The organism is Mucilaginibacter daejeonensis, assembly GCF_020783335.1.
In the GTDB taxonomy this organism is placed as follows: domain Bacteria; phylum Bacteroidota; class Bacteroidia; order Sphingobacteriales; family Sphingobacteriaceae; genus Mucilaginibacter; species Mucilaginibacter daejeonensis.
This window is the reverse complement of the sequence record NZ_CP086068.1, coordinates 365,910-379,006: the sequence shown is the minus strand read 5'-3', so window position 1 is coordinate 379,006 and position 13,097 is coordinate 365,910. Positions and strand designations below refer to the sequence as shown.

Sequence of the window (13,097 nt, the reverse complement as noted above, 5' to 3'; positions counted from 1 at the left end):
AACCGGAGAAACACCAATTATGACCAACCTTAAAATGAGCAACTACCGCTGGACCATCTGCGCCCTGCTGTTCTTTGCTACCACCATCAACTATCTTGACCGCCAGGTATTAAGCCTGTTAAAACCACTGCTTTCTAAAGAATTCAACTGGACCGACAGCGACTACGGCACCATTGTGGGTGTGTTCTCGCTGGCGTACGCCTTTTCGATGCTTTTTGCCGGCCGTGTGGTTGATTACCTGGGCACTAAAAAAGGTTATGCATGGTCGATCATTTTATGGTCGGTAGGTGCTATCGTGCATGCATTTGCACACCTGGTACCTAATAACATATTAGGTTTCTCTTTAGGCCGTACCGTACTGGCCGTGGGCGAATCGGGTAACTTCCCCGCCGCCATCAAGACCACTGCCGAGTATTTTCCCAAAAAGGACCGTGCCCTGGCCACCGGTATATTCAACTCGGGCGCCAACGTGGGCGCTATCCTGGCTCCTATTTTGGTGCCTTGGATCGCTGCGCACTGGGGCTGGCAATGGGCCTTCATCGGTATCGGTGCTATCGGTTTCATTTGGTTGATCTTTTGGATTGTGCTGTACGAGATACCATCACGCAACAAAAGCCTGAACGCTGCCGAATATGCCTACATCCACAGCGACGAGATCCAACAACATGAGCCTGTGCACATCGAAAGAGAGGACGAAGGCCGTAAGTTCACTTATCTTGAATGCTTTAAATACAAGCAAACATGGGCCTTTGCCTTTGGCAAGTTCATGACCGATGGTGTATGGTGGTTCTACCTGTTCTGGTTACCGGCTTATTTTGATGCCCAGTACCACATGACCGGTACTTCTATCTCTATGCCTATCGCTATCCTTTATACCATTACCGTTATCGGTTCGGTAGGTGGCGGTGCTTTCCCTACCTATTTTATCAACAAAGGATATGAGGCTTATGCAGGCCGTATGCGCGCCATGTTCATCATTGCCTTGTTCCCGCTGGTGGTGTTGCTTACCCCTTACCTGAGCCAGTACAGCTACTGGTGGGCAGTGGGGCTTATCGCGATCGGTGCATCGGCACACCAGGCCTGGAGCGCCAACATCTTTACTACCGTGAGCGATATGTTTCCTAAAAAGGCTATCGCTACTATTACCGGTATAGGCGGTATGGCCGGTGGTATAGGCTCGTTCCTGCTCAGTAAAGGTGCAGGTATGCTGTTCGACCATTACAGGGCGCTGGGCCACATCGAGACCGGTTATTCGGTACTCTTCATCTTATGTGCGCTGGCCTATGTGATCGCCTGGACGGTGATGAAGACCCTGGTACCTAAGATGCGACCGATAGAGTTATAACCGACCGCGCGACCAACGTTACAGCTAACTAAAAGTTAAAATAATGTAATTTATTGCGCGCTAACGCAGTGAAACGGGCCTTAGCATGTCAATATGTTACTTTTACGAACACAAAAACTAACCTAACACAGTATTTAACTTAAAACAATTATCATGAGTTTCAAAGACGAGCTTAACGGCTTATTTGTTGAGGAAAGCCAGATACCGGAGGAATACCGGATCGAGCCCATTCATCAGCGCGAGTACTTGTCTAACGGCGAGATGAAACAGTGGGATGGTGAGGTGAGCGAGGTGTATTCGCCTATTTGCATACCAACACCCGAAGGCCTGCAGCGCAAGCTGATCGGCAGTTACCCGCTGGGTACCGAAAAGGAGGCAATGGAAGCTTTAGAAGCTGCTGAGGCCGCCTATAATAATGGCCGCGGCGAGTGGCCTACCATGAGCGTTGCTGACCGCATCAAGTGCATGGAAAAATTCGTTTACAAGATGGTCGAACAGCGTGATCTGGTGATCAAGCTGATCATGTGGGAGATCGGTAAATCACTGGCCGACTCGACCAAGGAATTTGACCGTACGGTAGACTATATCAACATGACCATTGATGCCCTTAAGGACATCGACCGCGAGTCATCACGTTTTGAGATAGCCGAAGGCGTAGTAGCACAAACCCGCCGTTCACCGCTGGGTGTGGTGCTTTGTATGGGTCCGTTCAACTATCCGCTTAACGAGACCTTTACCACCCTGATCCCTGCGATCATTATGGGTAACACCATCCTTTTCAAACCACCGAAACACGGTACTTTGGTTCACTATCCATTATTGAAAGCCTTCCAGGAATCGTTCCCTAAAGGCGTGGTGAACACCGTTTACGGCCGTGGCGCCAATGTTACCCCAGGCCTTATGGCTACCGGTAAGATCAACGTACTGGCCTTTATCGGTTCGAGCAAGGTAGCTAACGATCTTAAAAAGCGTCACCCTAAGATCAACCGCTTACGTGCGGTATTAAGTTTGGATGCTAAGAACGCGGCCATTGTGACCAAAAGTGCCGACCTGCAGATCGCAGTGAACGAGTGTATACTCGGCTCTTTATCATACAACGGCCAGCGCTGTACCGCTATCAAGATCATTCACGTACACAAAGATGTGGCCGATGAATTTTTGAAGTTGCTAAGCGAAGGTATTGCCAAGCTGAGCTACGGTATGCCATGGAAAAAAGGTGTGAACCTTACTCCGGTTGCCGAGCCTAATAAGCCAGGTTACCTGAAAGAGTGTATTGACGACGCCATTGCTAACGGCGGCAAGGTAGTGAACGAGAATGGCGGCGAGACCGTGGCCTCGTTCGTGTTCCCGGCCGTGGTTTACCCCGTGAACGAGAAAATGAAATTGTACCGCGAGGAGCAATTTGGCCCGGTGATCCCGGTGATCCCGTTCGAGAGCATCGAGGAACCGATCCAGTATCAGATCGATTCGCCGCACGGTATGCAGGTAAGTATCTTCAGCACTGATGCGCAGGAGACCGCCGACCTGATCGATCCGTTCGTGAACCTGGTAAGCCGTGTGAACATCAACGCACAGTGTCAACGTGGCCCTGACGTGTTCCCATTCACCGGCCGTAAGGATAGCGCCGAAGGTACCTTATCAGTGAATGATGCATTGCGTTCATTCTCGATCCGTTCATTGTTAGCTACCAAAATGAACGACGCCAACAAGCAGCTCATCAACGATATCGTGAACAAGCACGACAGCAATTTCCTGAGCACCAATTACATCTTCTAATTCGCCAGGGAAGCATATTCATACAGAAGGCCCCGATCGCTCGGGGCCTTTTTTGTTGGACCATCATTGGTCCGGTCAAATATATCCGTGAACAACAAAGGCTCCTTGCGGGAGCCTTTGTTGTTTTATAATGTGTTATGTGTTAGATCACTGTTCCGTCAGGGATCACGGCACGTTTTTTCACCACCACGATGCCATCTTGCACGGTATAAGCACCATAGTCGCCGTTCTCGAGCTTCTCACCGCAGTTGATGCATACATCGTTACCTATGTGGGCATTCTTATCAATGATAGCGTTCTTGATCTTGCAGCGGTCGCCAATACCCATTATCGGTGTACCGGCCGCCCTTGACTCCTCGATCTGCTCCAGGGTCTGGTAGTTATCGCCACCCATCACATAACAGCTCTCGATCTCGGTATCGGTACCTATGCGGGTACGTACGCCCACGATCGAGTGGTTGATGCGGCGAGCATTGATGATGCATCCATCAGCAATAATAGAGCGCTCGAGCAAGGTACCGGATATCTTCGACGGCGGCAGCATACGTGCACGGGTAAAGATGTGGCGCTTATCGAACAGGTTGAAGGCCGGTATATCATCAGTTAGACCCAGGTTGGCCTCAAAGAACGATGGGATGGTACCTATATCTTCCCAATAACCTTCGTACTGATAGCTTACCACGCGATTGGTCTTGATGGATTGCGGGATGATCTCTTTACCAAAATCTGGGTGATCATTGCCTTGCAGCAGATCGTAAAGCGTTTTACGGTTAAAGATATAGATACCCATCGAGGCCAGGTAATAACGGCCTTTGGCGGCCATCTCCCCACTCACCTCTGATGCCCAGCTCTCGAAGTCGCTCTTAGGCTTTTCGATAAAGTCGGTGATCAGGCTCTCCTCATCGGTCTTTAAGATACCAAAGCTCGGCACATCATTGGCATGTACCGGTATAGTAGCTATGGATATTTCGGCCTGGTTACGGATATGCGCTTCCACCATGTCCTTAAAATCAAGCTGGTACAGCTGATCACCCGACAGGATCAATACATATTCAAAATCATGTACCGATAGGTGATGCAGGCTTTGCCTTACCGCATCGGCCGTGCCCTGGAACCAGCCCACGTTAGAGGGGGTTTGCTCGGCCGCCAGTATATCAACGAACGAATCGCTGAAGCTGCTGAAGTGGTAAGTATTTTTGATGTGTTTATTAAGCGATGCCGAGTTGAACTGGGTAAGCACGAAGATGCGCTCAAAGCCCGAGTGCAGGCAGTTAGAGATAGGAATATCTACCAGCCTGTACTTACCCGCAATAGGTACTGCAGGTTTAGATCGGGTCGCAGTTAACGGAAATAAGCGGGTACCCTGGCCACCGCCCAGTACGATGCTGATCACTTTGGAATTCATATAATTGGTGTTAAGCTTTCATAAAGTTGTGTGTACTGTTGGGCCGAGCGGGTCCACGAGTAGTCGAGGGCCATCATGCGTTGGCGCAGCTCATCAACATGGTCGATGTTCTGGTAAAGTTCAACGGCTCGGTCGATCGAGTAGCAAATGTCGTCGGCTGTGCTTTGGTCAAAGCAAATGCCGTAGCCATCTTCTTCACCAAAGTCTATAACGGTATCGATCAGTCCGCCAGTGCGGCGTACCATAGGTACGGTGCCGTAACGTAACGAGTACAGTTGATTAAGCCCGCAAGGCTCCACGCGCGATGGCATGAGCAAAAAGTCGGATCCGGCGTACACCTGGTGGGCCAGCTGCTCATTGTACCCCACATAAGTACGGTAATTGTCAGGGAACCATTCCTTCAGTTCTACCAGTGCATCGGCGGTATCCTGATCACCGGCACCCAGCATAAGGATGTTCACCTTGCCTGCATGCTGGCGCAAACTGCGCGAAAAAGCTTCGGGCAGCAGGTCGGCACCCTTCTCGACCACCAAACGGCCAATGAACGAGATGAGTGGCAGTTCTGGATCAAGGTCAAAACGTGCGCATAATGCTTTTTTATTCTTCACCTTACCTTCTTCAGGGTCAAGTGCGTCAATAGGCGCCTTGATCATGGGGTCGGTAACAGGGTTCCATACATCAGTATCGATACCATTGATGATGCCCTGCCCTTTGGCTCCTTCTATATAAAAAAGATACTCCAGCCCGTTAGAACGGACGGTGAGTTCATGCAAATAACTTGGTGAAACGGTGGTATATTTATCGCAGCATTTCACGGCGCAGGCCAGCGGGTTAATGCCGCCGTTCCAGTCGAGCAGTCCGGCAAAGCGCATGTCCACTTCTGGCAGGTAGTCAAATTTCTCGTACCCGAAAGCGCCATGATATTGGCCATTATGAATGGTAAATACCGTTTTGATCTTCGACAGGCGCTTATGGTAAAGTGCCGAATGTTTCATCAGGAACGGGATGAGCCCCACATGGTGGTCATGGCAATGGATGATATCAGGAGACTGTTGCGACCAGTTGATCCAGTCTAAAAAGGCCAGCTGAAAGGCGATGAACTGTTCGCGCTCATCAGGGTAGCTGTAGATCTCGGGCCTGTCGAGCAAGCCGGGTATAAAGATCAGGTAAAGCTCGAAGCCCAGTTTATTGGTACGCTCTTTCCAGATCTCGAACTCGTAACGTTTTTTGCCCAGCAGGGTAGATGCCACGAACACTACATCGAACTCGCTCTCCTGAACAAATTTGCGATCATAAAATGGTAACACCACTGAGGCATGGAGGCCGGCCTCGTTCTGGTACTTGGGCAACGCCCCGACCACATCGGCCAGGCCGCCAACTTTGGCTACCGGGTAGCACTCGGCGGCAAGGTGATAGATCTTCATTTTTTCAGGTCTGATGGCTTCCAATGTAAGCAAAGTTTCGCTTACAAAAACACAACCTGCGAGGTTTAAATGTGTTTTACCTAACTCTTAAATATTCGGTAAGATCAGTGTAATTTATTCAACACAAATGGTCAAAAAAGCGCTTTTTCACCGCACTCCCTTAACCTTACCATAACACTATGTGAAGCTGATCAAAGTTAGCACCCGTTACACTAAGGCTTTAGACGGGCCGCAGTGGTTCGAAGGGCGGCTTACACAGCCTCATGTCACCTGATTAACGCTCCTTTTTCTGTTGGACCAGCACAACGTTATGCCCGCCCGATCACCGATTATCTACCACTAATTAAAACGAAAGACACCAGATATCGCTTTGTATGAAGCACACTTTAAAGAGAGATACCAAATGAAAATAAAAGCGATATTCTTTGACTTGGATAACACTATATATCCGGTATCATCCATTGGCGAAGAGCTATTCGAGCCGTTGTTCGGGCTGATCGAACAAAGCGGCGAACTGGATGACCTGGAAGCCATCAAGGCCGAGATACAACGTAAGCCTTTTCAGCAGGTGGCCCAAAAGCATGGACTCAGCAAGGAACTCACTCAAAAGGCTATCGATATGTTGCAGGATCTGACCTGCGATATGCCCATGTCACCCTTTGCCGATTATGCCTCTACCCGTGAGCTTCCTTTGCGCCGCTTTTTGATCACCGCAGGCTTTACCAAAATGCAGCAAAGCAAGGTAACGCAGCTAAAGCTTGAAGGAGATTTTGAGGAGATACACATCATTGACCCGATGAAGACCAATGAGAACAAGAAGGCCCGCTTTAAAAAGATCGCCGAGGCTAACAGCTTTGCCCCACAAGAAGTATTAGTGGTAGGCGACGACGATGCCTCAGAGATACAAGCCGCACGTGACCTGGGCATGAAAGCCGTGCTATATGATACCCTTGGCCTTTTTGCCGACGTGAAGGATGTGATCAAGATCAATTCATTGAAAGAACTACCTGACCATATTTGATCAGGTAACCCTCCCTGCTAAGCAGGTCAGGCGGTTGCCTTATTCACCAGCGGTATCACCTTCTGGCCGATCAGCTCTATCGAACTCATTAGTTGCTCGTGGGTCAGGCCGGCGTTATCCATCTGGAAAGTAAAGCGGTCAACACCACCCAAGGCTTCACTGTGGCGTAATAGCTTCTCGGCAACGGTTTGAGGGCTGCCTACTACCAGTACACCTTTTGGTGCGATCAATGAGTCGAAATGGTAACGGGTAACCGGTGGCCAGCCACGCTCACGGCCCAGTCGGGTCCATAATTCTGCGTAACCGGGGTAATATAGCTCAACGGCCTCTTCGTCGGTAGCGGCTACAAAACCCGGCGAATGCAGGCCTACGGTCAGTTGGTCAGGCGTAAAGCCCGCTTTTTGACCTGCCTCACGATAAAGATCGATCAGCGGACGGAAGCGGTGCGTATCGCCACCGATCACGGCTACCATTAGTGGAAGACCTAAAGAACCGGCTCTAATGAATGATGCAGGCGTACCACCCACACCCAGCCACACCGGCAGTTTAGGTTGCAGCGAACGGGGGTAAACCGGCAAATTATGCAAAGGTGCCCTGAAGCGGCCTTGCCAGGTCACAAATTCCTGGTCGCGCACTTTTAGTAATAGTTCCAGTTTTTCTTTAAAGAGGGCATCGTAATCGTCCAGGTCGAATCCAAAAAGTGGGTACGCCTCTACGGATGAACCCCGCCCTACCACCAGTTCGGCACGACCTTTTGAGATCAGATCCAGGGTGGCAAAGCTTTGATATACGCGCACCGGGTCGGCGGCGCTAAGCACGGTAACGGCACTGGTGAGTTTAATGCGGCTGGTACGGGCGGCGGCGGCGGCCAGGATCACGGCCGTGGCCGAATCCAGGAACTCTTTTTTATGATGTTCCCCAATGCCGAACACATCAAGCCCTACCTCATCGGCAAAAGCTATGCGGTCAAGCAATTGTTCCATCGCGTCAACGCTGCTGAGCGAGTTGCGGCCATACATGGCCGATGCAAAACTATCTACGCCTATTTCCATGATCTAGCTATTAACAGGTAAATGTATGATCAAAGCTAATGGTTTTTACCTGAGCTTTAGGTCATGCAAATATTAAATGTTATAACGATCAATTAGAAAGGTACGATAGCTGATGAATGATACCGGAAAATGATCAGCTGTTGTCGAGCACATTATCCGCCTTGTCCGCTACCTCAGGTTCCACTTCATGGCGCTTGGGCACGTTGAACAGCAGGGAAGTAATGACCGGGATCACGAAGATCGCCACCGTGAATATGGAAACGAAAAGGTCCATCTTCTCGCTCTCAATGAATTCGGCCGCTGGCGAGCCTTTATAAAAATGAGTATATAACGATGCGGCCAGTTTGATACCGAGCAGGCCAATCACCAAAAAGGCAACGGTCTCCAAAAAGGTGAACCTTTCCATCAGCCGTACAAAAGCCTGTGCCACAAAGCGCATAGCCAGTATACCAATGAACACCCCGGTATAGATCAGGAACATGTGATCAGTAAAGGCTACCGCCGCAAAAACGTTATCGATAGAGAAGGCCAGGTCCATCACCTCTACCAAAGCTACTGTGGCCCAAAAGTTACCGACCAAGCCCACCGTGGAATTATAGAACCAGCTTTTCTGTTTGTCGACCTCTTCTTCCTCACCCTTATTGCCCGATAGCTTTTCTTTGAAGTAGTTGAACGCCAGGTATAGCAGGTATAGACCACCCAATGGTTTTAACCACCATACCTTGACCAATTGAGCGGCCAGCAACAGGCATATCCCCCTGAACACATAGGCGCCGATGATACCATATCTAAGCGCTTTCTTGCGCTCCTCTTTAGGCAGATCAAGCACCATGGTAGCCAGCACGGCAGCATTATCCACAGAAAGCAGACTTTCAATAACGATGAGGTTGAGGATAATGAGCAGACCGGCCTTGATATCAGGCCCGAGCAAAGTGTGTATAAGATCCATCAGGTAAAGTAAAGCTTCGGTAAAAGCGCTTAAAAGTAGGAAAAATACGTGTAAATGCGGTTTTGAATGTTATGCCGGCCAGATCTGATCAGCGCCCATTAACCTACGGTGATCGCGGCTTTTACCAGGTAAGGCAGTATCTCTTTTTGGAAGGAAACGAAATTTTTGCGCACATCGCTATCGCTAACGGAGGTGAACGCAAAGCTGAATACGATGTTCTTGCTGCACTTGATCAGGAAACGGATACGTTGCTGGTAACCGCTGTGCTTACGCATACTGCCTGCTATCTGGTTAAAAGAGCTCACCAGTAATTCCTCCAACTCGTTAGACAGGTTGCGCAGGAATTCCTGCGAGTTGGTAGACTCGCGGATGAAATCCCACCCGATGAACTCGTTGCACACCGTATACGAGAGGCGGCAGGTCTTCATGATGAGGTTACTCAGGTGCGTTTCCTCATCCAGTTCAGGCGAATCGCCGTTGATAAGGTCATCTACACTCACCTGGATATAGTCCATTAGCAGTGAGTGCAGAATAGCCTCTTTACTCTCGAAATATTTATAGATGGTGGCCTTGGCGATCTTGGTCTTTTTGGCGATCTCGTTAACACTGGTCTTATGGTACCCGAATTTGCGAAACAGCTCCTGCGAGGATCGTTTGATGCTTTCTCTTATTTTATCGGCTTCCATGTATCAGTTAGACACAATTAAGTTAAAATTATTCACACTTACAAGGTATGTGCGTAACGACCGCGAGGCAGGAGCTTTAACAGGCGACCCATCGCTTAGCAGAAATTTTGAACCGCTGCAGGGATCGGTAGCGGTGAGGCCGGTATCATCAAGATTCACGGCGCAACGCTTTTCGGGCTCATAGCTGCTGCAACGATCGTAAGCCACGTAACCGCCTGATGTGGTGCGGTAAATGATCAACCCGGCCACGCCATAGCCACTTATGGCAACGGCACTGCCCGGACTGCCCAAACGGGTGAGTCGCGGATCAGTAAGCGGTGCCTGGAAATTGACCGATACGTTGGGTATATAGCTGCCATCATCCTTGCCACAGCCGGCAATACCTATCAGGATCAACAACAAGCTATACCACTTTTTCATCATACTAAACTATATCAGCCTTGAACTGCTTCAGGAAGCGTACATCATTCTCGGAGAACAAGCGAAGATCGCGGATCACGTATTTGAGATTGGTGATACGTTCGATACCCATACCGAAGGCAAAGCCAGTATATTTTTCACTATCTATACCGCAATTCTCCAACACGTTAGGGTCTACCATGCCGCAGCCCAATATCTCTACCCAACCGGTGTGTTTGCACATGTTACAGCCGGCACCTTTACAAATGGTACAAGAGATATCCATTTCGGCCGATGGCTCAGTGAACGGGAAGTACGACGGGCGAAACCTTACCTTGGTACCTTCGCCGTAAAGCTCCTGTACGAAATGGAACAATGTCTGCTTTAGATCGGCGAACGAAACGTTCTCGTCCACGTACAAGCCTTCTACCTGGTGGAAGAAGCAGTGCGCACGTGCTGAAATGGCCTCGTTACGGTAAACACGGCCCGGCATAATGGCCCTGAACGGCGGCTTACCGCTCTCCATCATGCGCACCTGTACCGATGAGGTATGGGTACGTAGCGCGATGCTATCACGGCTACCATCTTTAGTGATGAAGAAAGTGTCCTGCATATCGCGGGCAGGGTGTTCTTCAGGGAAGTTCAGTGCCGAGAAGTTGTGCCAGTCGTCCTCGATCTCAGGGCCTTCGGCCACCACGAAACCTAAACGTTTGAAAATGTCGATGATCTCGTTACGTACCAGTGATAGCGGGTGGCGTGAGCCTACCGCAAAACCCTCGCCCGGCAGAGTCAGGTCCTGTTGGTTGCCGCCGGTCACCACCTGGGCATCAAAATGTTCTTTTAGCGCTTGATATTTACCTTCGGCAAATTGCTTGAACTGGTTAAGCACTTTACCTAAAGTACGTTTCTCTTCAGGGGTGGTATTGGTCTTGAACTGCTCAAAAAGGTCTTTGATGAGTCCTTTAGTACCTAAATATTTGATCCGGAAAGCTTCCAGTTCTTCAGCGTTTGCCGGGTTATAAGCTTCTATCTCGGCGGTATATCGATCTATTTGTTCCTGCATTTCAGGCTTTGTATATTGTTCTTAAAAATTGCTCGGCCGTCATGACCGGTATGGCCGAGTGTTTATAGTCTTTGAGGTTGCGGGTGATGATGTAGTTGGCTCCTGCATTTAATGCTGCTTGATACTGAACGGCATCTTCAAAGTCAGAGAACTCGGACGTGAGCGCTTGTTTAACAGCGTTACTATTTTCTGTAACAACGTCTACCAATTTCATGATCTCAAGCAACATCGCTCTCGTTGCTTGTTCACCAAATATCTTCTTCGCGAAATAGTGAACATTAACGATGCCGTGAACTGATGAAAAGCATTTTACGGACCCCTCGCCGCTCAACTGTATGATATCTGCTGCTACGTTAAAATATGGTACCCGTTGTAAAATGAAGTCTAATAATATATCAGAGTCAACAAACACCCTTGTCATAGACCGTATTTCTCCTCAAGGTGCTTACCATATTCTTTTTTATGGTCGAAGTCCGGTGTTGGTTCTTTGGAAAGCACTAACTTTTGCAGCCATTCAGGATAATCCTTAAGTGTTTTCGTCGAACGCTGAGCCTGAGCAAGCTCCAACTTCTGCTGTTCATCTGCAACCTCTCCCAAAAGATGTTCAACAAGCTTATTAAGATCAGTATGTTGTCTTTGAGTGTAAGCCTTTAATTTTTCGGCTATACCGTCCTCAACGTTCAATGTCAACTGGATCGTGGTCATGACTTATCCTCCTACACAAATATAGCCAAATTTATACCTATTTGATCACGCCCAGTTCCTTGCCCACCTTGGTAAAGGCGGCAATGGCCTTGTCAAGGTGCTCCTGGTCATGAGCGGCAGATATCTGCACCCTGATACGTGCTTTGCCCTGTGGCACCACCGGGTAATAGAAGCCGATCACATAGATACCTTCTTCCAGCATACGAGCGGCGAACTGTTGCGATAACTTGGCATCGTACAGCATCACCGGCACGATCGGATGTACACCTGGCTTGATATCGAAACCGGCCTCGGTCATTTTGGCGCGGAAGTATTGCGTGTTGCTTTCCAGTTTATCGCGCAGGGTGGTAGCCTCGGTCAGCATATCTAAAACTGTGATGGACGCACCTGCTATAGATGGCGCCAAAGTATTAGAGAACAGGTACGGTCGTGAGCGTTGGCGCAGCATGTCAATGATCTCTTTACGGCCCGAGGTAAAACCACCAGATGCACCACCCAATGCTTTACCCAGCGTACCGGTAATGATGTCGATACGGCCCATCACATTATGATGTTCGTGCGTACCACGGCCGGTCTTGCCCATGAAACCTGAGCAATGGCTCTCATCGATCATCACTAAGGCATTGTAGCGATCGGCCAGGTCACAGATCTTATCCAATTGTGCTATGGTACCGTCCATGCTGAACGCGCCGTCAGTAACGATGATGCGGTGACGCAGCTCTTGGGTGGCCTTTAGTTTATCTTCCAGATCGGCCATGTCGTCATGTTTATAGCGATGGCGTTGCGCTTTACACAACCGGATACCATCAATGATCGAAGCATGGTTCAACTCGTCAGAAATGATTGCATCCTGATCGTTGAACAATGGCTCGAACACACCTCCGTTGGCATCAAAGGCCGCAGCGTAAAGGATCGTATCCTCAGTGCCCAGAAACTCAGAAAGTTTTTTTTCCAACTCCTTATGTACATCCTGCGTACCGCAAATGAAACGTACCGATGACAACCCGTAACCGTGATCATCGATGGCTTTTTTGGCCGCTTCAATAACCTTCGGGTGCGACGAAAGACCCAGGTAATTATTCGCACAAAAGTTGATCACTTCCTGCCCGCCCAGTACTTCAATATCAGCACCTTGCGGTGAGGTGATCACCCGCTCTCTCTTATACAGCCCTGCATTCTCTATCTCGGCGAGCTCCTGTTGTAAAACCGGTCTTAGTGTTTCGTACATGACAAATGGTTAAGCCGCAAAGTTAAAAATTATATATGACGAAG

13 protein-coding genes are annotated in these 13,097 nt (G+C 49.3%); 3 read left to right on the top strand and 10 right to left on the bottom strand.

The window, feature by feature from the left end; genetic code table 11:
- Nucleotides 1-19 precede the first annotated feature (19 nt).
- Both LLH06_RS01670 and LLH06_RS01665 read left to right on the top strand, forming a co-directional pair.
- Complete coding sequence (locus tag LLH06_RS01670) at nucleotides 20-1,345, top strand: MFS transporter (protein WP_228171513.1); 1,326 nt, start codon at nucleotides 20-22, stop codon at nucleotides 1,343-1,345.
- Nucleotides 1,346-1,498: 153 nt separating this feature from the next.
- The gene (locus tag LLH06_RS01665) at nucleotides 1,499-3,121 is read left to right on the top strand and encodes an NADP-dependent glyceraldehyde-3-phosphate dehydrogenase (RefSeq protein ID WP_228171512.1); all 1,623 of its coding nucleotides are present in this window, start codon (nucleotides 1,499-1,501) and stop codon (nucleotides 3,119-3,121) included.
- A 142-nt stretch (nucleotides 3,122-3,263) separates the two neighbouring features.
- On the opposite strand, the gene LLH06_RS01660 is transcribed toward LLH06_RS01665, so the two are convergent.
- Both LLH06_RS01660 and LLH06_RS01655 read right to left on the bottom strand, forming a co-directional pair.
- Nucleotides 3,264-4,526: a glucose-1-phosphate adenylyltransferase gene (locus LLH06_RS01660; protein WP_228171511.1), complete on the bottom strand. Its 1,263-nt coding sequence runs from the start codon at nucleotides 4,524-4,526 to the stop codon at nucleotides 3,264-3,266.
- On the bottom strand, nucleotides 4,523-5,950 hold the full coding sequence (locus LLH06_RS01655) for a glycogen synthase (RefSeq protein ID WP_228171510.1): 1,428 nt from the start codon (nucleotides 5,948-5,950) through the stop codon (nucleotides 4,523-4,525). The genes LLH06_RS01660 and LLH06_RS01655 overlap by 4 nt, the downstream gene beginning before the upstream one ends.
- A gap of 403 nt (nucleotides 5,951-6,353) precedes the next feature.
- Between LLH06_RS01655 and LLH06_RS01650 the strand changes: the two genes are divergently transcribed.
- Nucleotides 6,354-6,971, top strand: coding sequence for an HAD family hydrolase (locus tag LLH06_RS01650; protein ID WP_228171508.1), 618 nt, complete (start codon nucleotides 6,354-6,356; stop codon nucleotides 6,969-6,971).
- A 26-nt stretch (nucleotides 6,972-6,997) separates the two neighbouring features.
- On the opposite strand, the gene LLH06_RS01645 is transcribed toward LLH06_RS01650, so the two are convergent.
- The 8 genes from LLH06_RS01645 to kbl form a co-directional block, all read right to left on the bottom strand.
- Nucleotides 6,998-8,023 carry an Atu2307/SP_0267 family LLM class monooxygenase gene (locus tag LLH06_RS01645; protein WP_228171506.1) on the bottom strand — a complete coding sequence of 342 codons (1,026 nt, stop codon included), beginning with the start codon at nucleotides 8,021-8,023 and terminating at the stop codon, nucleotides 6,998-7,000.
- A gap of 133 nt (nucleotides 8,024-8,156) precedes the next feature.
- A complete protein-coding gene (locus LLH06_RS01640; RefSeq protein ID WP_228171505.1) occupies nucleotides 8,157-8,972 on the bottom strand; it encodes a TerC family protein in 816 nt (271 codons plus the stop codon).
- A gap of 98 nt (nucleotides 8,973-9,070) precedes the next feature.
- Nucleotides 9,071-9,658 (bottom strand): TetR/AcrR family transcriptional regulator, encoded by a 588-nt coding sequence (locus LLH06_RS01635; RefSeq protein ID WP_228171504.1) that lies wholly within the window; start codon nucleotides 9,656-9,658, stop codon nucleotides 9,071-9,073.
- Nucleotides 9,659-9,661: 3 nt separating this feature from the next.
- Nucleotides 9,662-10,081: a Rieske (2Fe-2S) protein gene (locus LLH06_RS01630; RefSeq protein WP_228171503.1), complete on the bottom strand. Its 420-nt coding sequence runs from the start codon at nucleotides 10,079-10,081 to the stop codon at nucleotides 9,662-9,664.
- 1 nt (nucleotide 10,082) lies between these two features.
- Entirely contained in the window at nucleotides 10,083-11,120 is a 1,038-nt protein-coding gene (gene pheS, locus LLH06_RS01625; protein ID WP_228171502.1) for a phenylalanine--tRNA ligase subunit alpha, read from the bottom strand.
- A 1-nt stretch (nucleotide 11,121) separates the two neighbouring features.
- Nucleotides 11,122-11,541 carry a PIN domain-containing protein gene (locus LLH06_RS01620; protein WP_228171501.1) on the bottom strand — a complete coding sequence of 140 codons (420 nt, stop codon included), beginning with the start codon at nucleotides 11,539-11,541 and terminating at the stop codon, nucleotides 11,122-11,124.
- Entirely contained in the window at nucleotides 11,538-11,825 is a 288-nt protein-coding gene (locus LLH06_RS01615) for a DUF6364 family protein (protein WP_228171500.1), read from the bottom strand. The genes LLH06_RS01620 and LLH06_RS01615 overlap by 4 nt, the downstream gene beginning before the upstream one ends.
- 37 nt (nucleotides 11,826-11,862) lie before the next feature.
- The gene (kbl, locus tag LLH06_RS01610) at nucleotides 11,863-13,053 is read right to left on the bottom strand and encodes a glycine C-acetyltransferase (RefSeq protein ID WP_228171499.1); all 1,191 of its coding nucleotides are present in this window, start codon (nucleotides 13,051-13,053) and stop codon (nucleotides 11,863-11,865) included.
- Between the last annotated feature and the right edge of the window lie 44 nt (nucleotides 13,054-13,097).